Source organism: Streptomyces sp. AC558_RSS880 (genome assembly GCF_019049255.1).
In the GTDB taxonomy this organism is placed as follows: domain Bacteria; phylum Actinomycetota; class Actinomycetes; order Streptomycetales; family Streptomycetaceae; genus Streptomyces.
On sequence record NZ_JAGMUJ010000013.1, the window covers coordinates 173,759 to 198,696 of the forward strand.

At 71.4% G+C, this 24,938-nt stretch carries 19 protein-coding genes; 3 read left to right on the forward strand and 16 right to left on the reverse strand.

Annotated features, from left to right (window positions below; all coding sequences use genetic code 11):
* Positions 1 to 38: 38 nt before the first annotated feature.
* The 4 genes from groL to KUM38_RS05580 form a co-directional block, all read right to left on the reverse strand.
* Positions 39 to 1,664, reverse strand: coding sequence for a chaperonin GroEL (groL, locus tag KUM38_RS05565; RefSeq protein ID WP_217128148.1), 1,626 nt, complete (start codon positions 1,662 to 1,664; stop codon positions 39 to 41).
* Positions 1,665 to 1,813: 149 nt separating this feature from the next.
* Positions 1,814 to 2,122 (reverse strand): co-chaperone GroES, encoded by a 309-nt coding sequence (gene groES, locus KUM38_RS05570; protein ID WP_073932713.1) that lies wholly within the window; start codon positions 2,120 to 2,122, stop codon positions 1,814 to 1,816.
* 300 nt (positions 2,123 to 2,422) lie between these two features.
* Complete coding sequence (locus KUM38_RS05575) at positions 2,423 to 3,211, reverse strand: polysaccharide deacetylase family protein (protein WP_217128149.1); 789 nt, start codon at positions 3,209 to 3,211, stop codon at positions 2,423 to 2,425.
* Positions 3,208 to 4,086 (reverse strand): polysaccharide deacetylase family protein, encoded by an 879-nt coding sequence (locus KUM38_RS05580; RefSeq protein WP_308408903.1) that lies wholly within the window; start codon positions 4,084 to 4,086, stop codon positions 3,208 to 3,210. Before KUM38_RS05580 ends, KUM38_RS05575 begins: the two co-directional genes overlap by 4 nt.
* Positions 4,087 to 4,221: 135 nt before the next feature.
* Here KUM38_RS05580 and KUM38_RS05585 point away from each other — a divergent pair, with 135 nt between their 5' ends.
* A complete protein-coding gene (locus KUM38_RS05585) occupies positions 4,222 to 5,409 on the forward strand; it encodes a methyltransferase domain-containing protein (protein ID WP_217128151.1) in 1,188 nt (395 codons plus the stop codon).
* A gap of 24 nt (positions 5,410 to 5,433) precedes the next feature.
* On the opposite strand, the gene KUM38_RS05590 is transcribed toward KUM38_RS05585, so the two are convergent.
* The 12 genes from KUM38_RS05590 to tsaB form a co-directional block, all read right to left on the reverse strand.
* The gene (locus KUM38_RS05590; RefSeq protein WP_308408904.1) at positions 5,434 to 6,036 is read right to left on the reverse strand and encodes a Uma2 family endonuclease; all 603 of its coding nucleotides are present in this window, start codon (positions 6,034 to 6,036) and stop codon (positions 5,434 to 5,436) included.
* A 112-nt stretch (positions 6,037 to 6,148) separates the two neighbouring features.
* Positions 6,149 to 7,306, reverse strand: a complete 1,158-nt coding sequence (locus KUM38_RS05595) for an LCP family protein (RefSeq protein WP_217128152.1) — start codon at positions 7,304 to 7,306, stop codon at positions 6,149 to 6,151.
* 99 nt (positions 7,307 to 7,405) lie between these two features.
* Positions 7,406 to 8,458: a LacI family DNA-binding transcriptional regulator gene (locus tag KUM38_RS05600; RefSeq protein WP_217128153.1), complete on the reverse strand. Its 1,053-nt coding sequence runs from the start codon at positions 8,456 to 8,458 to the stop codon at positions 7,406 to 7,408.
* Between the two features lie 116 nt (positions 8,459 to 8,574).
* On the reverse strand, positions 8,575 to 8,928 hold the full coding sequence (locus tag KUM38_RS05605; RefSeq protein WP_217128154.1) for a hypothetical protein: 354 nt from the start codon (positions 8,926 to 8,928) through the stop codon (positions 8,575 to 8,577).
* A 79-nt stretch (positions 8,929 to 9,007) separates the two neighbouring features.
* Complete coding sequence (locus KUM38_RS05610) at positions 9,008 to 9,367, reverse strand: hypothetical protein (protein ID WP_308408906.1); 360 nt, start codon at positions 9,365 to 9,367, stop codon at positions 9,008 to 9,010.
* Positions 9,368 to 9,464: 97 nt separating this feature from the next.
* Positions 9,465 to 9,860, reverse strand: coding sequence for a hypothetical protein (locus KUM38_RS05615; RefSeq protein WP_217128155.1), 396 nt, complete (start codon positions 9,858 to 9,860; stop codon positions 9,465 to 9,467).
* Entirely contained in the window at positions 9,854 to 16,747 is a 6,894-nt protein-coding gene (locus tag KUM38_RS05620) for a polymorphic toxin-type HINT domain-containing protein (RefSeq protein WP_254396706.1), read from the reverse strand. The genes KUM38_RS05615 and KUM38_RS05620 overlap by 7 nt, the downstream gene beginning before the upstream one ends.
* Before the next feature lie 60 nt (positions 16,748 to 16,807).
* The gene (locus tag KUM38_RS05625; protein ID WP_217128156.1) at positions 16,808 to 21,163 is read right to left on the reverse strand and encodes a LamG-like jellyroll fold domain-containing protein; all 4,356 of its coding nucleotides are present in this window, start codon (positions 21,161 to 21,163) and stop codon (positions 16,808 to 16,810) included.
* Between the two features lie 137 nt (positions 21,164 to 21,300).
* Complete coding sequence (locus KUM38_RS05630) at positions 21,301 to 21,564, reverse strand: hypothetical protein (RefSeq protein WP_217128157.1); 264 nt, start codon at positions 21,562 to 21,564, stop codon at positions 21,301 to 21,303.
* Positions 21,561 to 22,658, reverse strand: a complete 1,098-nt coding sequence (gene tsaD / locus KUM38_RS05635) for a tRNA (adenosine(37)-N6)-threonylcarbamoyltransferase complex transferase subunit TsaD (RefSeq protein WP_217128158.1) — start codon at positions 22,656 to 22,658, stop codon at positions 21,561 to 21,563. Before tsaD ends, KUM38_RS05630 begins: the two co-directional genes overlap by 4 nt.
* On the reverse strand, positions 22,651 to 23,232 hold the full coding sequence (gene rimI / locus KUM38_RS05640; protein ID WP_217128159.1) for a ribosomal protein S18-alanine N-acetyltransferase: 582 nt from the start codon (positions 23,230 to 23,232) through the stop codon (positions 22,651 to 22,653). Before rimI ends, tsaD begins: the two co-directional genes overlap by 8 nt.
* The gene (gene tsaB, locus KUM38_RS05645) at positions 23,229 to 23,882 is read right to left on the reverse strand and encodes a tRNA (adenosine(37)-N6)-threonylcarbamoyltransferase complex dimerization subunit type 1 TsaB (protein ID WP_217128160.1); all 654 of its coding nucleotides are present in this window, start codon (positions 23,880 to 23,882) and stop codon (positions 23,229 to 23,231) included. Before tsaB ends, rimI begins: the two co-directional genes overlap by 4 nt.
* A gap of 119 nt (positions 23,883 to 24,001) precedes the next feature.
* Here tsaB and KUM38_RS05650 point away from each other — a divergent pair, with 119 nt between their 5' ends.
* Positions 24,002 to 24,550 (forward strand): hypothetical protein, encoded by a 549-nt coding sequence (locus KUM38_RS05650; RefSeq protein WP_217128161.1) that lies wholly within the window; start codon positions 24,002 to 24,004, stop codon positions 24,548 to 24,550.
* Positions 24,551 to 24,714: 164 nt separating this feature from the next.
* Positions 24,715 to 24,894, forward strand: a complete 180-nt coding sequence (locus tag KUM38_RS05655) for a hypothetical protein (RefSeq protein WP_217128162.1) — start codon at positions 24,715 to 24,717, stop codon at positions 24,892 to 24,894.
* The last annotated feature ends 44 nt before the right edge of the window (positions 24,895 to 24,938 follow it).

A 24,938-nucleotide genomic window follows, 5' to 3' on the forward strand; every position in this document is an offset into this window, starting at 1 on the left:
CGGTGCCGGGCCCTCGGGGCGTTCTGCGAGCGGGTCGCTCAGTGGGCGTGGCCGTGGCCGTGACCACCGGCGGCCGGCTCTTCCTCTTCCTTCTTCTCGACGACCAGGGTCTCGGTCGTCAGCAGGAGGGAGGCGATGGAGGCGGCGTTCTCCAGGGCGGAGCGGGTCACCTTGACCGGGTCGATGACGCCGGCCTTGACCAGGTCGCCGTACTCGCCGGTGGCGGCGTTGTAGCCGTTGCCCTTCTCGAGCTCGGCGACCTTGGAGACGATGACGTAGCCCTCGAGGCCGGCGTTCTCGGCGATCCAGCGCAGCGGCTCGACGGCGGCCTTGCGGACCACGGAGACACCGGTGGCCTCGTCGCCGGTCTTGCCGAGGTTGCCCTCGAGGACCTTGACGGCGTGGACCAGCGCGGAGCCACCACCGGAGACGATGCCCTCCTCGACCGCGGCGCGGGTCGCGGAGATGGCGTCCTCCAGACGGTGCTTCTTCTCCTTCAGCTCCACCTCGGTGGCGGCGCCGACCTTGATGACGCACACGCCGCCGGCCAGCTTCGCGAGACGCTCCTGGAGCTTCTCGCGGTCCCAGTCGGAGTCGGTGGTCTCGATCTCGGCCTTGATCTGGCCGACGCGACCCTGCACGTCCTCCTTGTTGCCGGCACCGTCGACGATCGTGGTGTCGTCCTTGGTGACGGTGACGCGGCGGGCGGAGCCGAGCACGTCCAGGCCGACCTGGTCGAGCTTGAGGCCGACCTCCTCGGAGACGACCGTGGCGCCGGTGAGGACGGCCATGTCCTGCAGCATCGCCTTGCGGCGGTCACCGAAGCCGGGGGCCTTGACGGCGACCGCGTTGAAGGTGCCGCGGATCTTGTTGACGACCAGGGTCGACAGGGCCTCGCCCTCGACGTCCTCGGCGATGATCAGCAGCGGCTTGGAGGCGTTGGCCTGGATGACCTTCTCCAGCAGCGGCAGCAGCTCCGCGATGGAGGCGATCTTGCCCTGGGTGATGAGGATGTAGGGGTCGTCGAGGACGGCCTCCATGCGCTCCTGGTCCGTCACGAAGTACGGCGACAGGTAGCCCTTGTCGAAGGCCATGCCCTCGGTGAAGTCCAGCTCCAGACCGAAGGTGTTGGACTCCTCGACGGTGATGACACCGTCCTTGCCGACCTTGTCCATCGCCTCGGCGATGAGCTCGCCGACCTGCTGGTCCTGGGCGGACAGCGCGGCGACGGCGGCGATGTCGGACTTCTCGTCGATCGGGCGGGCCGAGGCGAGCAGGTCCTCGGAGACCGCGGCGACGGCCGCGTCGATGCCCTTCTTCAGCAGCGCCGGGGAGGCACCGGCGGCGACGTTCTTCAGGCCCTCGCGGACCAGCGCCTGGGCCAGCACGGTGGCGGTGGTGGTGCCGTCACCCGCGATGTCGTTGGTCTTGGTCGCCACCTCCTTCACCAGCTGCGCGCCGAGGTTCTCGTACGGGTCCTCGATCTCCACCTCGCGGGCGATCGTGACACCGTCGTTGGTGATGGTGGGGGCGCCGAACTTCTTGTCGATGACGACGTTGCGGCCCTTGGGGCCGATCGTCACCTTCACCGTGTCGGCAAGCTTGTTGACGCCGCGCTCGAGGGCGCGACGGGCGTCCTCGTCGAACTTCAGGATCTTCGCCATGGCAGCGGGAGCCCTCTCGGAAATCTAGGTGAAATCACCGCGCCCCCGGTCACCCGGCTCCTTGTCGGATGCTGGGGCCAGGGGCGCGGTGTTCGAGCAAAAGTGCTTGCTACGAGGTCGGGTTGTCCGGGGTGACCCCCGGATCTCCCTTACTTCTCGACGATCGCGAGGACGTCGCGGGCCGAGAGGACGAGGTACTCCTCGCCGTTGTACTTGACCTCGGTGCCGCCGTACTTGCTGTACAGAACGACGTCGCCGACCTTCACGTCGAGTTCGACGCGCTTGCCGTCCTCGATCCGGCCCGGACCGATGGCCAGGACGACGCCCTCCTGGGGCTTCTCCTTGGCGGTGTCCGGAATGACCAGGCCCGAAGCCGTGGTCTGCTCGGCGTCGAGCGGCTGGACCACGATGCGGTCCTCGAGCGGCTTGATGGCAACCTTGGAGCTGGCGGTCGTCACGATCCGACCTCCCCCTTCGGAGATCTCACGGGGTTAACTGTCTGAGGTGGCGACCAGGTGGATCCGTCGTCGCGGGTGCCGGACCTGCCCGTCGCGTGTGTTGGCACTCTCCAGGGGGGAGTGCCAGACCTGAGACTATGACTGCGGTTAGCACTCGGTCAAGCGGAGTGCCAATTGCCTGCGGCGCGTCGCGGGGTGGGTACGTCGTTCACACCGGGGTGTGCAGCTTGCCGGTGGTGCAGTGACCGTCTCCGGGGGCTGTGCCCCCAGGCCCCCTTCGGCCCTGGACGGGCCTCGTCCTCAAACGCCGGACGGGCTGAGAGGTGAGCGGTGCTCGCCAGGGACCGCCGACGGGCTGATGTGGCCGACGTGGTCCTCCAGCTTCCCCACCTCGAGCCCCCGCTCCTCCAACTCGGTCAGCAGCCGAGTGGTCCGTTCCGTCAACGACAGGGTCGGGGCCTCGCCCGACGGTACGGCGATGATGTCGCCGGGGTTCAGGTGGTGGGGGCCGTCGGTGTAGGTGAGGTGGCCGTCGGGTTCCAGGGTGACCCGCCACAGCACCACCGCCGCGATGCCGCAGTCGGCGGCGGCGCGCAGGGTGGTGGTGTCGTACGTGCCGTAGGGCGGGCGGAAGAGGCGGGGACGGACGCCGAAGCGGGACTTCAGCTTGCGCTGCTGGCCGCAGATCTCGGCGCGCTGGCCGGCGTACGGCAGACCGCGCAGGGCGGGATGGTCGAGGGTGTGGTTCTGCAGGCTCGCGCCGACCGAGCGCAGCCGGGCGAAGTGGGCGTAGCCGGGGCCCACCACGCTGTCCGTGAGGAACAGGCTGACGGGGAGCCGGCGCTCGCGCACCAGGTCGACGAAGCGGGGGTCGCGTTCGGCGCCGTCGTCGTAGGTGAGGAAGACGACCCTGTCACGGGTCGGGACGCGGTCGACGACGGGCGGGAGGGCGCCGGCCCCCGGTACCGGACCAACTCCGGGCGACCGGCCCGCCCCGTCCCCCGCCCCGTCCCCCACCCCGCCCGACGGACCGCATCCGGCGACCGCGGCCAGCAGGGCGACGGCGCCCGCCAGGAGGCCGGCCCTCACAGGTAGTCCTCCAGGCGGGCCACCGCGTACCCCTCCGCCGTGACCTTGTCCAGGAAGCGGCGGATCATGTCCGGCATCGTGCCCTCCCAGTCCTCGCGGCCCCGGAAGTGGCTGAGGACGATGTCGCCGGGGTGCAGGTCGCGGTCCCACTCGCGGTACTCCCAGTGGTCGGCGAAGACCTCCTCGTTCCAGAGGGGGACGTGGGTGATCCCGCAGGCCTTCGCGGCGCGCAGGGTGGCCTTGTCGTAATTGCCGTAGGGCGGGCGGAAGAGGACGGGGCGCTCGCCGTAGCGCTTCTCGATGACGCGCTGCATGCCGCAGATCTCGCGCTCCTGACGGGCGTAGGACAGGGCCGGCAGGTAGGGGTGGCGGAGGGTGTGGTTGTGCAGGCCGACGCCCCGGTCCTGCATCTCCTTGAAGTAGCCGTAGTCCTCCTTGACGAGGTAGTCGCTGAGGAAGGCGCTGTACGGGACCTTCAGCTCGCTCATCATCCGCAGGAACGCCGGGTCCTTCTCGGCGCCGTCGTCGATGGTGAGGAAGAGGATCTTCTCGTCGGTGGGGACGGTGGTGAAGACCGGGGGGAGTTCCAGCCGCCGGTGGCCGTCGACCTCGAAGCCGTCGCGGGTGGTGATCCTGGGTTTCTTCGCCGGGGGCGGCGGGGCGGTCAGCGGCACCCGCTTCAGTCCCCAGCGTTTCGCGGCGGCGACCCTCGCGGCGTGCGCCGCGCGCAGTTTGGTGGCGTAGGCGTCGAGCGCGCGGGCCGGGGGCGCCTTCAAGGGCGGCTGGCCGCCCGCCGGTTCGACCGGAGCGCTGCCGTCCGGTCCGCAGCCCGAGGCGATGGAGGCGAGAGCGAGTACCGCGAGGCCGATCCGCACACCACCGAACGGCCACTTTTTATCGTTTTGTCCTACTGCTCGCATGGTGCCGGATCCTCGCAGCCGTCCGGTCCTGATCCGGCCCGACACCGCGGCCTGAGGCATACGGTCCACCGACTGGCCCACAATGAGGCCGTGAACGACCTCGCCCCCCTCCTCACCCCCGAAGGCCGCGCCCTCCTCGACGAGGTCCGCGACACCGACCCCGCGCACGAACTCGCCGTCGCCACCCGCCTCCGCCGCGAGCACCCCGCCGACCTGGTGTCGGCCGCGCTCGGCCAGGCGCGGCTGCGGCAGCGCGCGGTGGCCAAGTTCGGGGAGCGGGACGCCGCGCGGATGTTCTTCACACCCAACGGGGTGGAGCAGTCGACGCGGGCGAGTGTGGCGGCGTACCGGGCCGAGTGCCTCCAGGCGCTCGGGGTACGGTCCGTCGCCGACCTGTGCTGCGGGATCGGCGGCGACGCGATCGCGTTCGCCCGCGCCGGGATCCGGGTGCTGGCCGTCGATCGCGATCCGCTGACCTGCGAGGCGGCCCGCGCCAACGCCGACGCGCTCGGTCTCGCCGACCTGATCGAGGTGCGCGAGGCCGACGTGACGGAGGTGGACACGGCCGGATACGACGCCGTGTTCGTCGACCCGGCCCGGCGCTCCTCCAAGCGCGGCCGGATCTTCGATCCGGAGGCCTACTCCCCTCCCCTGTCCTGGGCCGTGTCCGCCGCGCTCGGGGCGCCGCTCGGCCTGCTGAAGATCGCGCCCGGCATTCCGCACGAGGCGATCCCGCCGGAAGCGACGGCCGAGTGGGTCTCGGACGGCGGGGACGTCAAGGAGGCCATGCTGTGGTTCGGCCCGGACGTGACGCCGGGGGCACGGCGCGCGACGCTGCTGCCCGCCGGAGCCGGCATCCACGTGACACCCGACACCATGCTCCCGGACCCCGAGGTGCGGCCGGTGGGGCGGTACTTGTACGAGCCGGACGGCGCCGTCATCCGCGCCCACCTGGTCGCCGAGGTGGCCGAGGAGCTGGACGGCGGGCTGATCGACCCGACCATCGCCTACGTCACCGCCGACGAACCGCACCGCACGCCGTACGCCACCGCCTACGAGATCACCGACCGGCTCCCGTTCAACGTCAAGAAGCTGAAGGCGCTGCTGCGCGAGCGTCAGGTCGGCACGCTGACGGTGAAGAAGCGCGGCTCGGCCGTCGAGCCGGAGGAACTGCGCCGCAAGGTCCTGCCCAAGCCGCACGGCCCCGCGTCCGTCACGGTCTTCCTGACCCGCGTCGCCGGCGCCCCGACGATGCTGCTGGGGCACCCGGTGCGCTGAGACACAGGACCGGACCGGTCCGCCTCAGGACGCGACGATCTCCTTGCCGATCGCGAAACCCTTGGCCGGCCCCTCGGGGACCACCGCGTCGGTGCCGTAGGGGGCCCGGTGCTCGTCCGCGTACTTGCCCTTCTTCCGGTCGGGCGAGGTCAGGACGAGCACCGCTCCGTCGTCGTCGAAGTCGTCGACGACCACGTACACCGGGATCCCGGCCCGGGCGTACTCGCGGCGCTTGCGGATCCGGTCGCGCTGGAGGTCGCGGTGGCCGGGCGAGGTGATCTCGATGACCAACTCGACCCCGGCGGCATCGACGCCGAATCCCTCCTCGTCCGGGATCTCGTCGAGGTCGAGCGGGGCCACGACGAGGTCGGGGAGCCATGCCTTCCGACGATGGATGACGTTGACACCGCTGTGGGCCGCGGAGCCGCTGTGCGCCACGTGCGTGTCCACCGCACGGCGGAGGCGGTTGACGAGCACGGCATGGCGACGGCACCCAGTGAGCGACATCTCGATCGCGCCTTCGATGATCTCGGCCCGGTGCCCCTCGGGAAGTTCCATGGTCTTCCACGCCTGCCACAGGACCTCGTCCGGATCGGAATCCGACGCGGAATCCAGCTCGTCCGCCACCACTGAGGCCTCACCTTCTACGGCACGAGCGACGTCACGACACTACGAACCCGGGATGCGTCACGCGCCGCATCCCCTGCCGATCAGCCGAACGGGTGATCAACAGGGCCACTCACCTCAGCGACGCCCACAGCTCCCCCGCCTCCGGCTCGTCCGCCACCACGCGGTTGCGGTCCCAGGGGGCCGGGACGACCGGCATGGTGAGGGTCGTGACGCCGTCGGACGGGAGGTCCCGCAGGCTCTGGGCGAGGCGCGTCAGTTCGCCCAGCGAGTCCAGGCCGGTGTCGGTGGTGAGGCTGCCGGTGACGGTGTCGGCGAGCTGGTACAGCCGGGTGGGGCTGGTCAGCAGGTCCTCGTCCGCGATCTGCTCCAGCAGGGCCTTCACCAGCTGGTGCTGGAGCCCTATGCGGCCGAGGTCGCTGCCGTCGCCGATGTCGTACCGGGTGCGGGCCAGGGCGAGGGCGTCCGTGCCGTCGAGGTGGTGGGTGCCGGCGTCCAGGGTGAGGTGGCTCCGGTCGTCGTCGATGTCCTCCTCGGTGGTGACGGTGACCCCGCCGAGCGCGTCGACCAGGCGGGCGAAACCGGAGAAGTCGATCTCGATGTAGTGGTCCATGCGGACGTCCGTGAGCGACTCGGCGGTCTTCACCGCGCACACCGGACCGCCCACCTCGTACGCGCTGTTGAACATCACACCGGAGGCCGCACGGGTCGACCCCCCGTCCTCCAGGGGGCAGGAGGGCCGGTCGACGAGGGTGTCGCGCGGGATGCTGACCACCGTCGCGGCACTCCGGCCGGCGTCGAGGTGGACGACCATGGCGGTGTCGGAGCGGGCGCCGCCGCTGTCGCCGCCGCCGAGCGCCTGGTTCTCCTCGCCGCTGCGCGAGTCGGAGCCGAGCACCAGGATGTTCAGGGACCCGGTCGGCAGGGGCGGGGCCGTGGCGGACGCGTCCGGGGACGGGGACGGGGCGACCGCGGCCTTGGCGGGGCGGTCGTCGCCCAGGGCGTTGTCGATGTCGACGCTGGTGATGTTGTCGTTGAGCTGCCAGTACACCCAGCCGGCGGCTCCGGCGCCCAGGACCAGCAGGCCCGCCAGCGCCAGCCCCGTGATCTTCAGCGCCTTCGCCCGCCGGCCCGTCCGTATGCCCGCGAGACCCGCGCCCTCCTCACCGGCCCTGCGGTCCCCGGCCCCGTCGCTCCCGGCCCCGTCGCTCCCGGTTCCGCCGTCCCCGGTTCCGCCGCTCTTCTCATGTCCCCTCACGAGCGAGAACATAAGTCCGAATTATGACGAGCGGCGACCCCCGGTCGGCTTTCTTGTGAAATTCTCAGACTTCCGGCACGGCGTCCGGCGGTCCGAAACTTTCGGAGCGGCTCACGCCCCCGTCGGCGCCGCCGTACTGCTCCGCACCACCAGGCTCGTCGCCAGCTCCACCCGGGTCGCCGCCGCCGGGTCCTCGTCCCCGCCCAGATCGAGGACCAGCTTGGCCGCCGCCTCCGCCATCTCCGTCAGCGGCTGCCGCACGGTCGTCAGCGGCGGCCCCACCCAGCGGGCCACCGGCAGGTCGTCGAACCCGACCACGCTCAGGTCCTCCGGGATCCGCAGCCCCAGCTCGCGCGCGGCCTCGTACAGCCCGAGGGCCTGGAGGTCGTTGCCGGCGAAGACCGCGGTGGGCCGGTCCTCGCGGCGCAGCAGGGCGAGGCCCTGCCGGTAGCCGGCCTCGTGATGGAAGTCCCCGGTCATGATCAGCCCGGGGTCGACCGGCAGCCCGGCGGTCTCCAGGGCGGCCCGGTAGCCGTCGACACGGGCCCGGCTGCACATCATCCGCGTGGGTCCGCTGATCGCGCCGATCCGGGTGTGCCCCAGTTCGACCAGGTGCCGGGTCGCGGCGAGCCCGCCCTGCCAGTTGGTCGCGCCGATGGAGGGCACGTCGGTGCCCGGGTCGCCGGCCGGGTCCATCACCACGAACGGGATGGAGCGGCTGGTCAGCAGGGCCCGCCCGGACTCGTCGAGGCCGGACAGCACGAGGATGACGCCGTGCGGGCGGCGCGCGGCGACCTGGTCGGCCCAGGTGCGTCCGGGCGTGAGCCGGCCCGCGCTCTCGGAGAGGACGACGCTCAGGCCCGCGTCCCGGGCCACGTTCTCCACGCCCCGGATGACCTCCATCGCCCAGGCGCTCTCCAGTTCGTGGAAGACCAGGTCGATCAGGGGCGAGCGGGTGGCCTCGGCGCGCCGGCGCCGGTAGCCGTGGGCGCGCAGCAGCCCCTCGACCCGGCTCCGGGTGGCGGGGGCGACGTCGGCACGACCGTTGAGGACCTTCGAAACAGTCGGGGCGGAGACGCCGGCCTCGCGGGCGATCTCGGCGAGGGTCGCCGTCCGGGCGCTGCGCCCTTGCGTCCGGGTTTCAGCGGGCTGCGAGGAAGTCATGGCCGCGATCGTAACCCTGCGGGCCCCGTTGACGAAGACCTTCGGAGCTCACGGGACTCCGGAATATTCGAGATCCAGCCCGAAACATTCGCCGACATCTGTGTGCGAGAGGGCCGTCAGCGGACGGAAACGCGTCCGCTCGTCACGTCCCATCGCCGGGAGGGCCCGCCCTCGTCGTCGTCGACGAAGAACACTCCCTCAAGCCCGGGAATCAGCTCAGCCAGCCTCTCCAGCTGTTCGAGGACGAGGTCCACGCCGCCCTTCTTCATCGAGGCCCCGAAGAAAGCGTGGGCGATCCAGTTGATCTCCCTCTTCTGACACAGCCACCCGTCCATGTACAGCGCGACGACGTCCTCGGTCAGCTGGAACTCCGCCGCCCTGTTCCGGTACTGCGCCACGACGTCCCTGATCACATCCAGGTCGCCGTAGTCACAGTCCAGAAAGCCCCGGACGTTGAAGTACCTCGACACCGACGATCAGTCTCCCAGTCCCGTGCGGACGGTCCCGCCCCTGTTCTCGATACAGCCGCGCACATCGTCGCAGACGTCCTCAAGGCCCCCAGGCGCACTCGAGGAACCGCCGCACCCGGGACGCGCTCGTCACCCACTCGGAGACCCGGTTCCCGTCCTCGTCGACCGGGCAGCGGGACCGCACGGACCGCCACGGCTCCTGCGGGTCGAACGGTCCGTCGAGTTCGTCCAGGAAGATGACCGCGTTCCGCACGTGCACCACCTCCCCGTCCCGGTACATCGGCCGACGGAAGACGAAGTCGGCGGCCGCCGGAGCGGTGAGGGAGGCGATGAGGCGCGAGGTCGCCGTGGCGGTGCGTCCGAGTCCCCTCAGGGCGGCCTCCCGGCTTCTGCGGTATTCGTCCACCGACCAGAAACCCAGGTCCAATGGAGAATCCACGAGAACCGCCCATGACCAAGACAAGCAGTCACGTGGGCCCCGCACGGATCACCGGACAGGGCCCACGTCTTCGGGCTGCGGATTCAGTCACCGAGGGCTAAACGGTGACCGATACCGTCAGTATGCCGCCGGCAGCGTCCAGGGCGAACGGACCTGTGAGCTGAACCCGATACAGATCAGGCAGTCCGGAATGCTTCTTCAATAGACTTTCCGCGCCGGCCGGCCAGGGATGGGTTCCAGCCGGCAGATGAGTCACGGACAGGGAATCGACAAACGCCCCATCCAGATCAGTCGGCTTCTGGAGCGAGTACGAATGCACAGCTTCCAGGTGCAGAGTGACCGCAGGAAGATCCCCTTCTCCCAGCAGCCGAATTTCAAGCAGGTCCCGCTCTCCTGAAGCGAAGAACGACACACCGTCGACGAAGCTCCCCTCGCGCCGGGACAGATACTCATCGAGTCGAGCACATTCGGTCCGCATTTCCTCATTCAGCACTTGACTGCTTCTCCATGGTCATGCGAAATCGTCTTGTTTCCGGTCTCGTCCCAGCGCTGAACCCCGTTCTTCTTGTTGGGGCCATTGTCGATGACGCTGGTGCGAGTGACTCTGCCGTCGGTGTCCCGAATGGTGATTTTGCTGCCATCGGAACCCCGATACGTCATGTACCCGCCCTTGCCACCCTTACCGTCCGACCAGCTGTTCAAGGTGAAGCCCTTGCTCTCCAAGTAGTCGTGTGCGTCGTCCAACGACATTCCGTGGAGGTTTTGAATGCCGGTGACGTCCGGGCCGCCTCCGGAATTGTGGACCAGGACAGGAAGGTCTCCGGCCAGCACATAGTACGTATGCAGGTCCGTGACGGTCAGGTTGTGGACCGTGGCCGGGCGCTGCGCATGGGCAATGCCGGTGATGCGTACGGTCTTCCCCGTGACGGTGCGCAGTTCCTGGCCGACGGCCAGTCGGCCGGCGTCGATCCACTCGTCGAGGCCCGGCACCCAGAACGGGTGGCCGTCCGTCGCGGTGATCCCCACCTCTTCCCCGTCCACGGAAATGGTGAGTGTCACCAGGTTCTTCGGGCCTTCACCGATGATTTCGGCGGTGACCGTCTTGACCTCGGTCCTTCCCGTCTCCGGGTCCGTCGCCAGGACCTCGTCGCCGATCTCGACGTCCTCGATGGGCTTCGTCGTGCCGTCCGCCATCAGGACCTCGGTGCCGGGGACGAAGCTGTTGCAGGACTTGACGATCTTCGCGCCCTTGAACACCCGCGCCCAGGGCAGATCCGTCGCCGCCCAGCCGCAGGCCTTGAGGCTGTCGCCGCTCAGGCAGCTCTTCCAGGCGTCGAAGTCGGGGGCCACCAGGGATACGACGATCTTGTCGAACAGGGTCTGTTCGTGGTGGATCATGCCGAGCGCCTCGGCCGCACCGCAGAACGCCTTCGTGTTGGCGTCCTGTGTGAAGCACTTGCGCTCCGCCCACGCCTCGAGCTGCTTCTCCTCCTCCTCGTACTGCGGGAACATCGCCGCCAGTTCGCGCGCGGCCGGCACGCGGATGTTCTCGATGAAGACCTCGCCCTTCTTCTGGGTGACGTTGACCGTCACCGCCGGCGAGGACTGCTTGGCCGGCGTGTACGGCTTGCCGGTCCCGTTGGTCAGGTAGTCGACGTTGCCGTCCCGGTCGTAGCAGGCGTACGTCGTGCAGCCCGGCCCGTTGCCCTTGTCCGGGGCCCAGACGGAGTCCGGGTTGTCGACGCTGCACCCGTCGCAGTACAGCCCCGACGGGTCGGAGAAGGTCAGCGGGTTGTTGTTGCTGTACGTGTAGCCGTTGATCTGCTGCGGGTCGGTCAGGTCCATGATCGGGTCGACCGAGAGGAAGCGGCCCGTGGACGGGTCGTACTCGCGGGCGCCCAGATGGGTCAGGCCGGTGGAGACGTCCTGGGTGCCGCCGACGAAGCCCTTGGTGCCCGGCCAGTCGGCCGGTTCCTCGCCGCGGACGCCGCCGAAGGGCAGCGAGCGGCGCTGGGTCAGCTTCTGCGTGGCCGCGTCGATGGCGAGCAGGGCCGTGCCGTGGTGGTCGGCGGTGGTGAAGGAGACGGTGCCGTCGTCGGCCTGGACGGCCGTGTGGCCGCCGCCGAGGTCGATGTAACGGGTGCCCTTGGGCGTGGTGCCGCCCTTGGCGACCGTGATCTCGGTGCCGCCGAGGTAGAGGGTGGTCTCGGTGGGCGTCCGGGCGATCAGGCGGTTGCCGTCGGCGTCGTAGACGTACTCCGTGACCTTGGGCGAGCCGCCTTCGACGGGCTCGGTGACCTTGGCGAGCCGGCCCTCGGCGTCCCAGTCGAGGTCCTGCGTGGTGCCGTCGCCCAGGGTGCGGGTGTCGGTGTTGCCGGTGGCGTCGTAGGTGTAGGAGTCTCCGGCGGTGACGCCGGGCCCGGTGCGGGTGACCGTCTTCAGGCCGTGCGGGCGGACCGCGGTCGCGCCCGGGGCCGGGTAGCCGTAGGTGCTGGTGACGTTCTTCGCGGTGTCACCGGTGGTGTCGTGCTGGACCTCGGTGCTGCGGTTGCCGGTCTTGTCGTAGCCGTAGGAGGTCCAGTACGGGGCCGGTCCGCCGAGCACCGAGGCGTCGGGCGTGCTCGCGCAGGCGGTGGTCGGCTGGGTCCAGGCCTCCGTCAGCCGGCGCAGGTGGTCGTAGGTGAAGCACTGGGTGTCCGTGCCGGAGCGTGAGGTGTCCGAGACGGACAGGACGTTGCCGGCCTCGTCGTAGCGGAAGGTGGAGGCCTGGTCGACGCCCGCGACGTCCTGGCGGTCGACGCGGGTGTACGCCAGCCGCTGGGTGCCGGGCTCGTACTCGTTGGTGACCCAGGCCTTCTTGCCGTCCGAGTCGGACAGTTCGTACTGCAGCGGCTTGCCGGTCAGGCTGTACGACGTGGTGGCCTCGAGTCCCGCGAGTCCGTCCACGGCGACGGGCCGCAGCGTGTCGTCCTCGTAGGCGTAGGCCATCGTCGAGGCGGCGAGGGAACCCGCCTTGGGCAGGCCCACCGCGGCGACCAGACCGGACTCCTTGTACGTGGTCGCCGAGAGGTACGTGCCGGACAGGCCGGTGTTGGCGGCGGACGCCGGGATCGTCACCGAGGTGCGCAGCGGCCGGTAGAGCCGGTCGTAGGCGACCACCTTGGAGGTGTAGGCCAGACCGCCGTCCGCGTAGCGGGTGGACTCGGCGAGGTGTCCCTTGGCGCCGCTGACCGTGTCGTAGGTCCACTTGGCGCGCAGCGGGCCGGTGGTGGAACCGGAGCGCAGCTCGGTCGTGCGGCCGAGGCCGTCGTAGACGTTGACGAGGGTGGTGTCGCGGGCGTCGACCGTGGAGGTGAGCTGGCCCCGGTCGTCGTAGTGGAAGCGGGTGGTGCCCTTGTCGGGGTCCTCGGACCGCGTCATCCGGCCGAGCAGGTCGTAGGCGAAGCGCCACTCGTTGCCCGCCGGGTCGGTCACCTCGGACAGGGCTCCTGCCACGGTGAAGCCGTACGTGGTGGTGTCGTACGAGGCCTCCGCGGCGCGCTGGTGGTGCTGGCGCAGTTCGGTGGTCTGCCCGCGCGCGTCGGTGAGCGTGGTGGTGGCGGTGCCGCCCTCGGGCGGGATCACGGTGGTGCGGTCGCCGCCGTAGAGGGTGCGGGTGGTGTTGAGGACCTTGCCGCCGTCGCCGTTGCCGAAGATCTGCCGGTGCTCGGTCTGCCGGCCGAGGCCGTCGTAGGTGTAGCGGTTCTGGGTCTCCACGCCGAGCGCGTCCTGCGGCGTGACCAGGGTCGTGGCGGGCGCGGAGGTGTCGTAGTAGGAGAGGAACTCCTTGGCCGTCAGGCCGCGTTCGTCGTAGAAGGTGTCGGCGAGCAGCCGTCCGCCGTCCGGGCCCGGGGTCTGGGACTGGCGGGGCCGCAGGAAGCCGTCGTAGAGGACGTACGAGGTGATCTGGGCACCGTTGTTGCCGATGATCTTGGTGCCGACGGCAACCGGGGCCTTCTCGGTGACCCTGTAGGTGTACTCGTAGGTCGGGACGTCGCCCGTGGTCCGGTCGGGGAGCCAGACCTTGGTGGTGCGGCCCAGCGCGTCGTAGGCGAGGTTGGTGACCTTGCCGTTGGTGTCGGTCTGGGTCAGCGGCACTCCGCGCGCCGGATCGTTCGTCGTGGTCGTGGACTGCGCGGTGCTGCTGTCGCCGGGCGTCGCGGGCGGTGTGGTGACCTTCGCCGAGGTGGGGAAGCCGGTGGTCGGGGTGTAGGCGGTGGTGGTGGTACGGCCGTCGGTGCGCGCCGTGCGGGTCAGGGCGTCGGAGGCGACGGTGACCGTGACGGTGCCGGTGAGGTCGGTGCTGGTGAGCTTGCGGCCGTAGGTGTCGTAGGTGGCGCCGCTCTCCGCGTAGGTGGCCGTGGTGCCGTCGTGGGACTTCAGGACCGCGGTCGCCGTGGCGTCGCCCTTGGTCGGGGCGGCTCCGTAGGCCCGGCCGTCGTAGGCGGTGCGCAGGTCGGAGATGACGTCCTCGGTGCGGTCGGGCGTGCCGGCGCAGTTCACGGCGACGGTCTCCGCGCGGGCGGGCAGGGTGAGGATCGCGCCGGCCGCCGGATAGGACGTGCGGGTGCACCGGTCGTCGGCGGTGGTGGCGTCGTCACCGCGGTCGTCGGTGCGGGTGATGCGTCCGGCGACGGTGTCGAAGGAGTTGTTCACCGTGGTCGTGCGCCACTTCGCGCCCGCGCCGTCGTCCAGCGAGGTCCAGGAGCGGACCTGGGCGGTGCCGGTGAGGTTGGCGGTCACCGTGCCCCAGGAGCGGACCTTCTTCGCGGTCTCGTGGTGCCAGGGCCGGTTCACGGTCTTGCCGAGCACCCTGCCGCCGGGGCCGGAGTACTGCACGGTCTTGTAGGCGAACCCGGCGGCCGACTCGTGGTCGGTGAGCGGGTCGCCCTCGCCGCTGCCGAGCGTGACGTCGACGGACTTGGTGCCGCCGCTCGGTGCGAGGCGGTCACCGTCCATGCCGCGCAGGAAGTAGGTGTCGGCCTGCGTCTTCATCGCCGACGCGCCGCCCTGCCCGCCGGTCCTCACCCGGACGTGGCCGTAGCCGCGCCACTGCGACCAGGTCTTCTCCTTCTCCTTCGTCAGCCCGTCGTCGTCGTCGTAGTGCCAGGCCGCGCCGTCCAGGTACTCGTACGAGGTGACCTGGTCCGGGGAGCCGCCGGTGCGGTCGGTGAGGGTGACGGTGGAGGTGACGTACTTGTTGAACCAGTGCAGGTCCGGGTCGTCGGTGGTGCTGCCGCCGATGTACTGCGGGAAGCAGCGGGTGGTGTTGGTCCCCGGGGTCGGCAGGGCGCTCGCGTCGCAGACCGGCGCCGAGTAGCCGACGTCGATCTGGCCGCCCGACTCGTCGGCGACGGTGGCCAGGCGCTCCTTGATGAACGGGGCGAAGCCGTCGCCGGTCCGGTCGAGCCGGTTGGCGAGCTGGACGTACCCGAAGGTGGTCTTCGGCAGGGTGACCGCCGGGGTGCCGCTGTGACCGGTGCGCTGCACGGAGTCCAGCAGCAGCTGGTAGTCGGTGTCGGCCATGCCCCAGCGGTGGACGAGCTTCCAGGAGTCGACGTTCGCGTAGGACCCGGACTTCAGCACCTGGGTGGTGACGGAGGTGAGCCGCTTGCGGGTGAAGAACACCGGGGAGAGCCGGCCCTCGTCGCAGGTGGCGTTCTCGTCGCAGTTCAGGTCCCACGGGGTGTCGTACCAGTGGAAGGCGTCCGCGGAGATGTCGGCGCAGGTGGTGTCCGCGTCCGGCAGGCACCGCTCGCCGCTGGTGAAGTCGACCTTCGCCAGGGGCTGCGCGGAGTACATGCCGGTGGAGCGCAGGCCGTACTCGATCCGGTCGAGGGAGCCGCCGCGCACGTAACGGGTGTTGGCCTTCTCGTCCAGGTTGCGGCCGTAGGAGTTCCACTCCTTGTCGTAGTAGTACGCGATCGCGTTGCCGTGCGGGTCGACGACGTAGTCGAGGTTCCAGCGCCAGCCCTGCTGGCACCAGGAGTCGGCGAACGCCGAGGCGTGGCAGGGCTCGTTCGCGTCGTCGCCGAAGACCGGCGCGGTCCAGGTGGAGTTGGTGGTCTCCTTGCCGTCGGTCCAGCCGGGCAGCCGGTGGTAGCCGAAGTGGTACTGCACCCCGTCCGGGGTGGTGACCTTCCAGTACTCGTCGTCCCGGGCTCCGTTGGACCGCACGTCGGAGGACGAGCCGCGCAGCCGCTGGACCTTGGTGCCGTCGTCGTCGCGCAGCCGGAAGGTGTCGGTGCCGTCCGGCACCAGTTCGCCGCCCTTGCCGTTGAAGGAGATGAACGCGTTGTCGTACGCCCAGCACAGGTCGGCCGGTTTGCCGCCGTCGGCGCGCTCGACGCCGTCGTCGGCGCAGGACTTGTAGCGCCGCTCGATGAAGCCGGGCCACATGTCGAAGCCGTCGCCGACCCAGGAGCCCTGGTTGTTGCTGTTGCCGGAACGGCCGTCGACCGACCCCGAGGAGTACGACATCCCGACGCTCGGCAGCAGCCCGCCCGGCACGTCGGGCACGTTCATCGCGTACGACCAGGAGAAGTCGCCGGTGTTGAGGCTGGTGCTCCACTGCGCGGACGGCGACAGCGGGGTGGCCTTGTAGTCGCCGCCCATGCTCGCGTCGTCGGCGACGGCCGCGAGGACGGTGGCGCCGGACGCCTTCAGCGCGACGTCCGGGGCGGTGAGGGTCTTCGACTCGGTGTCGTTGACGGCCTCGACGGGCGTGGTCTCGCGGCAGGCCGCCTCGTCCGGGGTGGTGAGCGCGCAGGCCGGCAGCCGGACCAGCCTGAGCCGGTCGGCGTAGCCACCGCCGAACGCCTCGGCGAAGGAGGAGTAGTCGAGCCGCGCGCGTACGGCGGTCCTCCGCTTCTCCGTGCCCGTGGCTCCCTTCGCGGCCGTGTCCGCTCCCACGGCCTCCAGGCTGAACAACGGCCCGTCCGCGCCCACCCGTCCGGCGGTCTCACGGTCGAACAGACGGGTCCGCACCTTCTCGGGCGCCTGCTTGCCGCCCACCGCGAGCGGCAGTCCCTTCGCCCGCACGACGGACGAGGAGCCCTCGGGCGGGTCGACGGTCGCCACGCCCGCCAGGGGCCAGGCGGCGCGCGGGGCCTTCGCGGGAGTGCGCGGCCCCTTCTCCAGGGTGCGCGGCGTCACCGGGACCGCCGAGACCTCGACCGGCTGCTCCGACGCGGGCAGGTCGGGGCGGCCGGTGCCGCGGTCGGCGGCGACCGAGGCCGGCTGGGCCACGGCCTGGAGCAAGGTGCCGATCATGACCGTGGCCGAGGCCAGGGCGACGCGGTGGCGCAGGGCACGGACTCGCGTCCGCGGTCTACCGTTCATCCTCGTCCTTCGTCGTACGGAGCGGTCGGGGCGGTGGGTTCGGATGTGCGGGAAGGCCGGTCAGTCGCTGCCGGGCACGGTCGTCCCGGTCCCCGGCATGCCGACCGCGAGGCGCTCGATCTGCAGGTCGTCGAGGGTGCCCTGGAAGGTCCAGACGTCCGAGACGGACCCGGGGAAGTAGGCCCCGGCACGGTCGCGGCCGAGCCGGAGCGACTGGACGGCCTTGAAGGTCACGACGTTGTCGGCGTACGACACCCGTTCGGTGCAGCCGCTGACGTCGGGCACGCCGTCGTCGTCGGCGTCCGTGCAGGCGACCTCCTCCAGTTCGCCGTTGACGTACAGCCGCAGCTCGCGGGCGAAGCCGTCGTAGACCAGCGCGAGGTGGGTCCACTCCTCGGGGCCGAAGAACCGTCCGTTCTCCACCTGGGTGGAGCCCGCGGTGCCGGTGTCCGCGTCGCTGGTGGTGATCCGCCAGCGGCCCCCGTCGGTCTCCGGTGTCGCGGAGGGCACGTACCGCACGGAGAAGGCGTCCTTGTTGGTCCCGGGGGCGCTGAGCAGCGCCACCTCACCGGTCGGGGTGGCCGCGGTCTGCGCGAAGGCGCTGACGGTGAAGCTGGCGGAGGTGTCGACGGGCACCGTGCCGCTCGCGGTGGCGGCGTAGTCGTCCACGCCGTCGAGCGTGAGCCCTCCGTCGACCCAGCCGGAGCCGACCGCCGCGCCGTTGTACAGGCCGAGGCCGGCACCGGCGGGGCCGGCGTCCGGGGTGACCGGCGGGGTGGCCGTGGACGCCGTCTCGAACTTCCAGCGGCTCTTGACCACCGGGTGCCGCTTGAAGAGCTGGCGCACCTCGTCGGTGGAGACGGCCCGGTCGTACAGCCGGACGTCGTCGATCGCGCCCTTGAGCGGGCTGACCGGCCTGCCCCCGTAGTAGGCGCCGCCCAGCGTGACCTCGCCCGTGGCCAGCCACGGCGTGTCGAAGGCCGCGGTGGCCTCCAGCGCGCCGTTGACGTACAGGCGCAGCTGCGCGGTGTCGATGTCGTAGACGCCGACGACGTGGTTCCACTCGCCGAGCCGCGCGGCCGTGCAGTGCCAGTTCTCCGGGCACGCGGTCTGTGTGGCGCGGACCACCCGGGCTCCGGCCGTGTCGCTCTCCGGCCGCATGAACACCCAGCCGCCGAGCGCCGAGGAGTGGTAGAGCTCGAAGCCCGGGTTGACCGTGCTGCTCTGGGCGACGGCCGTCATCGCCCGCGCTTCCTTGTCCTTGGGCAGTTTCACCCAGGCGGAGACCGTGAAGCTCTGGTAGGTGTCCATGATCGGGCGGCCGGTGGTGGCGTAGTCGTCGGTGCCGTCGAACTCGAGCGCGCGGCCGTTGACGCCGGTGACTCCGGACGTGGTGCCGTTCTTCAGCCGCGTGGCGACCTGCTGGGCGCGGCCGGTCAGCGCGACGGCGTCGGCGGCCTCGTCCAGCGGGAGGACCAGCTTCGCGGGACGGCCGGTGTCCACCGGTTGCCGGCCGTGCAGCCGGGACACCTGGCCGTCGGTGAGCTGGTAGTCGAAGAACCGCGCCTCGTCGAGGGAACCCTTGAAGAAGTTGCCGACGGTGCCGTAGTGGGAGGCGGCGCCGAGCAGGGTGCGCCCCCGCGCGTCCCAGGGGGTGCTGAAGGCCGCGGTGGCGACGAGCTCGCCGTCCACGTGGAGCTTCATCACCCGGTTGACGTTGTCGAAGACGCCGACGAGGTGGGTCCACGTGCCGACCCTGGCCGCCTGGCAGGCGGTGTCCCCGCTCGGGCAGGCGGGCTGGGTGGCCCGGACCGTCTGGGTGCCCGAGGCGTCGGTGGTGTGCCGCAGGAAGGTCCAGCCGCCGAGCGCGGTGGAGTAGTAGATCTCGTAACCGCTGGTGTCGGACCCGGCCTGGGCGACGGCGACGGGCGCGCCGGTCGGGGCGTCCGGCAGCTTCGCCCACAGCGACACCGAGAAGCTCTTGGAGGTGTTGAGGACCGGCGAGTCGCTGGCCGCGTAGTCGTCGGTGCCGTCCAGCGTGAGGCCGTTGCCCTCGGCACCCTCGCCACCGGGTGCGAGACCCCCGTACAGCGAGGCCTGCCAGGTACCGCCCTCGCCCATGGCCTCGCTCGCGCCGCCGCCCTCGTCGAGCTGCCACGACAGCCGGTCGGGCTGGCCCGAGCGGACCCGGAAGTAGTAGGTGCGGGTCTCCGAGGCGTTGCCGGCGGCGTCGAAGGCCTTGGCGGTGATGAAGTTGACGCCGGTCCTGGTCGGCATGATCTTCGTCGACTTGGCGGCGCCGCCGGAGGTGGTCAGCGTACGGCCGCTGGTGGGCGGCCCGTTGAGGCCGAGCCAGTACTTGGTGACGTCCGTGGAGGACGAGTCGACGGTGAACGTGCCGTACCGGCCGACGCCGTCCCACCAGGGGTCGGCCGGGTCGGCGGCGTCGGAGCGCGGGTACTGCTCGGAGTCGATCGACGGGCCTGCGGGTACGGCGGTGTCGTAGACGAAGTGGCAGCTGTGCGCGTTCTCCGAGCTCCACGGTGACCACTGGCCGCCGTCCCAGGCGCGGGCCTGCCAGCCGACCGTCTTGTTCTGCGGGACGGAGGTGGGCAGTTGGACGGAGAAGTCCGAACCGGACGCCTTCTCCGTGCTCCTGCCCGAGATCCAGCGCTGCTTCCAGCCGTCACCGCTGTCCCACAGCGCCCGGAACTGCACCTGGACGCGGTCCTTGTCGGGGTCGGTCACATCGCTGGCCCGCACGGTGGCCCGCGAGCGCACCCGCACGGGGGCGGAGCTGTTCACACAGGCGCCGCCGGGGTCCATGGTGAGCTTGGAGGTGCTGATCCGCGGCGGCGGGCGGTTGTACTCGACCCGCAGGTAGGCGGCGTCGGAGAACCGCTTCCAGGTGTAGCGGTCGTCCTCGGTGGTGGCGCGCAGCCCGAAGGTGAGGGTCGACCACTTGTGCGCCGCCGCCTGTGCCACGGCCGTCTTCACGTCGAACTCGGCGTCCGCCGAGGCGCAGCCGTCGTAGCCGTGGGCGAAGCTGCGGGACTGGAGGTGGTCGATCCAGAAGCCGGCGGCGTTCTGGGTGTTCCAGGTGGTGGAGGAGTTGATGCCCTTGGTGCGCCAGATCTGCACCTCGCGGGCATGGCAGGAGGCGGCGTGCGTCTCGCGGACGACGAACTCGGCGGAGAGGATGCTGCGGCCCGCGAACTTGGTCGTCGGGAACTGGTAGAAGAGCCGCTTGAGGTCGTGGGGCTTGCAGTAGTCCCAGGCGCAGTAGCCGAGGCCCGCGTCCGAAGCGTCGTTGAACTTCCACTGGGGCGAACTCGCCCAGTACCTGGAGGCCATCGTCCAGGAGGTGGCGCGCGGCGTGTACCACTGGGGGTCGATGTAGACGGGGTAGACGGTGTCGTCGCCGGTGAGCAGCTCCCGGTCGGGAGTGAGGACGAGTTCGTCACCACCGGACGGCACGTCGACGCCGACGGGGGCCTGCCGGCCGGAGTCGGAGGCGCCGGGCTCCGTGTCCGCGGCGGCGCCGGGTCCGTCGTCCGCTGCCGCGAGGGCGGCGGGTCGTACGGCCGACGCGGGCTCCGGGGACGACGACGCCGTGTCCTCGCCCGTGCTGGAGTCCCACATCACGGGCCGGGGTGCCTCGAACACGGCGCCGCCCGCGCCCTCGTCCACCGCTTCCAGGCCGCCGTTCGCGGTCTCCCGGACGGTCAGGCCTTCGGCGCCCAGCCGCAGCCGCAGTTCGTCGAGTTCCTCGTTCGCGGCGGCCTCGGCCGACTTCACGACGAGGAGCTGGGTGAAGCCCTCGGGCCGTGCGGCGAGCCGGAGGTCCACGTCCGGGAGGATGTCGGGGTAGGTGGCGGTGTCGCCGTCCAGTCGCGGTTGCGGTACGTCACCCGGCCAGGACAGTTCGAGGGTCCGTCCGGCCCGCTCCAGCCGGACCAGCGGGCCGTCGCCGCCCCCGGAGAACGCGAGCCCGACCGAGGCCGCCACGGGCGCGACCATGCCCTGGTCCGGGCCCTCGGCGACGGGGGCGAGTCCGGTGTCGACGGCCTTCCACTCGCCGTCGACACGGGTCCGCACCGGGCGCAGGTACTCGCGGGCCTCCAGGGTGCCCTCGGGCGTGGCGTACACGTCGCTCGACTCGCCGCGCAGCGAGAGCACCTCGACGTTCCGGCCGAGGCGCGCGGCCTGCGCGAGCGCCTCCTCCTCGGTGGCCGCGACGGCCGGTTCCCCGGTCCCGGCGGCCGGTGCCGAGGCCGTGGCCCCGGCGGGTCCCACCGCCTGAGCCGGGAGCGCCCCCCAGGGCAGCAGTCCGACCGTGACTCCGATGGCCGCACTGATCGCGACCGTGGCGACGGATCCGCCCGCCCTCCGGCGACTGCGCGCACGACGAACCATCCCGGCCCTCCCCCGTCCAGCATGATCTTGCTGTGGCCACGTCAAGCTAAGAGCGATTCGGGGAGGACGGATGAATTCCGTTCGCCGGGACGATGAACGCGACCGGTCCGCCGTGAACGGGGTGTGAAGGCGCCGGGTCAGACGCCCCCGAGCGACTCGAACCGCCACCGGTGCACCGGACGGGTGATCAAACCCCCGTCCGGCTCCGGCAGTTCGGGCAGATCGGCGTCGTAGGGAGCGTCCCACCAGGTGATGACCAGGACGCGGTCCTGCGGGGCACGGAAGGTCTCGCGGCGCAGGGGGCGGCGGGCGAGCTCCCGCGCGTGTTCCTCGGCCCAGGCCACCAGGTCCGCGCCCCGGCCGGACACCGCCCGGGCCTCCCACATCAGCGCGACCGTCATGAGTACAGGTTGTCCTTGGCGGTCTCGTGCACGTGGTCGTGCGCGTGGGCGGTGCCCGGCACGTGCGGGTCCGTCACCGGCAGCGAGGAGTCGGCCGACAGGTCCCAGTCCGAGGCCGGGCGGCCCCGGGCGACCATCTCCGCGCCCAGCGCCGCCACCATCGCGCCGTTGTCCGTGCACAGCTTGGGGCGCGGCACGCGCAGCCGGATACCGGCCGCCTCGCAGCGCTCCTGGGCCAGCGCCCGCAGCCGGGAGTTGGCGGCCACACCGCCGCCGATCATCAGGTGGTCGACGCCCTCGTCCTTGCAGGCCCGTACGGCCTTGCGGGTGAGCACGTCCACGACCGCCTCCTGGAAGGACGCCGAGACGTCACGCACGGGGACCTCCTCGCCCGCCGCCCGCTTGGCCTCGATCCAGCGGGCCACCGCCGTCTTCAGCCCCGAGAAGGAGAAGTCGTACGCGGGGTCGCGCGGGCCGGTCAGACCGCGCGGGAACGCGATCGCCTCCGGGTCGCCCTCGCGCGCGTACCGGTCGATGACCGGGCCGCCGGGGAAGCCCAGGTTCAGCACGCGGGCGATCTTGTCGAAGGCCTCGCCGGCCGCGTCGTCGATGGTCGCGCCGAGGGGACGGACGTCGGAGGTGATGTCCGCGGAGAGCAGGAGGGAGGAGTGCCCGCCGGAGACCAGCAGCGCCATCGTCGGCTCGGGCAGCGCGCCGTGCTCCAGCTGGTCGACGCAGATGTGCGAGGCGAGGTGGTTGACGCCGTAGAGCGGCTTGCCGAGGGCGTAGGCGTACGCCTTGGCCGCCGAGACGCCGACCAGCAGCGCGCCGGCGAGTCCGGGCCCCGCGGTGACGGCGATGCCGTCGAGGTCGCGGGCGCTGACGCCCGCCTCCTTCAGCGCGCGGTCGATGGTGGGGACCATCGCCTCCAGGTGGGCGCGGCTCGCCACCTCCGGGACGACGCCGCCGAAGCGGGCGTGCTCGTCGACGCTGGAGGCGACGGCGTCCGCCAGCAGGGTGGTCCCGCGCACGATGCCGACACCGGTCTCGTCGCAGGAGGTCTCGATCCCCAGGACCAGGGGTTCGTCAGCCATTGGTTTCGGTTCCTTGTACGCCGTTCCCGTCGACGGGACTCGCCGGGTTCACGGAGGTGGAGGGGTCGGTCAGTCGCATCACCAGGGCGTCCACGTTCCCCGGCTGGTAGTAGCCGCGCCGGACGCCGATGGTCTCGAAGCCGAAGCGCTCGTAGAGCTTCTGGGCGCGCACGTTGTCGACCCGGCACTCCAGCAGCACCTCGGCGCACTCGAAGGCGGTCGCCGCCCGCAGCAGTTCGGTCAGCAGCCGCGAGCCGAGGCCGGTGCCCCAGTGGTCCCGGGTGACGGCGATGGTCTGCACGTCGGCCGCCAGGACACTGTCGCCGTCACCGGCCTCGCCGCCGTCGGACTCCGCACCGGAGGTGGTGAGGCCCGCGTAGCCGACGATCCGGTCGCCCTCCTGGGCGACGACGTAGCGCCGGGTCGCCCCGGGCCCGCGCGCATGGGCCAGCTCGGACCAGAACATCCCGCGCGACCAGGCGTCCTCGGGGAACAGGTCCCGCTCCAGCTCCAGTACGGAGTCGATGTCCCACCAGCGCATCTCGCGCAGCACGGCAGTCTCGGATCCGGTCACTTGGGGGTGACCACCTTGTAGTTCTTGGGGACCTGGGCATCGGGCCGGCGCAGGTACAGCGGCCGGGGCGCGGGCAGATCCTCGCCCGCCGCCAGCCGCTCGGCGGCCAGCCGGGCCAGGGCGGCGGCGGACACGTGCTCGGGCTCGTGCGCCCTGGGGAAGGTGTCCGGGTACAGCAGGGCGCCGGCGCCGACCGCGGGCAGGCCCTTCACCTGCGCGGCGATGTCGGCGGGCCGGTCCACGGCGGGCTCGGTGAGGCGGGTGCGGGAGTCCGCGTAGCGCGCCCAGTAGACCTCCTTGCGCCGGGCGTCGGTCGCCACGACGAAGGGGCCCTCCAGGTCGGCCGCGCAGGCCAGGCCGTCCAGCGTGCACACACCGTGCACGGGCACGCCGAGCGCGAGCCCGAAGGTGTCCGCGGTCATCAGGCCGACGCGCAGCCCGGTGTACGGGCCGGGGCCGGTGCCGACGACGATCCCGGTGACGGCGTCCAGCCGCAGACCTGCCTCGGCGAGCACCCGGTCGATCGCCGGGAGCAGCAGCTCGCCGTGGCGGCGGGCGTCCACCTGGCTCGACGAGGCGATGACGTCGCGGCCGTCGTGCAGCGCGACGGTGACGGCGGGGGTGGCGGTATCCAGAGCGAGCAAGAGCACGCAAACAGCCTACGGCTCCCACGCCCCGGCCACGGCCGCACGGGTCGGCCGGTCACGTACTGCTACGGTCGCGTCGACGTACGTACATAACAGGGCAGAGCGGGACAGGGGTGACGACGGTGTCAGGCACCAGCTCGGCGGTCGTGGCGGGACTGACCGCGGCGGCCCTCGCGACGATCGGCTACCTCGGCCACCGGGCGGCGGCGACCGTCCCGGACGGGCTGCGTTCCCCGGCGTCCGGCACCGCGGCGGCCGTCCCCAAGACCCTCCGGGACGGGAACCACCCGTTCGCCGTGCCCGCACGGTCGGGGACGGGCGAACGGGTCGTGTACTCACTGGGCGCCGACCGGGTGTGGCTGGTCGGGGAGACCGGCGAGGTGCGGCGCACCTTCGGGGTCAGCCCCAGCACGGTGGACCCGGCGCCGGGCACCTACCGGGTCACGTCCCGGTCCGGTGCGGTCACCGGATCGGACGGCGTTCCGGTCGAGCACGTGGTGCGGTTCGCCTCCGTGGACGGCACGGCGATCGGGTTCAGCGCGGCGGTCGACGGCTCGGCGCCGCAGCTCGCCCCGGAGGAGCGGACGGGCGGCATCCGCGAGACCCGCGCGGACGGCGCGGCGATGTGGGGGTTCGCGACGATCGGACAGAAGGTCGTCGTCGTTCGGTGAGTCCCGGTGTGCGCGTTCCGGCCGGATCGCGTGAACGGGCGCCGTACGTTCCGACAAGACGTCGGCAAGATGTTGCGTTCGGTGTCCCGGGCGTGGTCACATGGTATCCAGCCCGTGGTTAGGTCTACCTAACCACGCCCGCCCCCGCCCTTCAGGAGGCGTCCATGCCGGCCCACCAGAACGCCCGCCGGACCACGGCGCAACCGCGGCCCCAGCCGGTCTCCGGAATCCCGATGCGCGACCTGCTGGCGGCCTGCGCCGCGGCCGCCGCGGTCTCCACCCCGCCCCGCGCGCCGGAACCCCGGCCCTGCGAACCGGCGAAGGACCACCGCGAGGCCGCGTAACCGTCTCCGCCTCAGGCCGACAGCACGAGGCCGTGCTCCGCTCA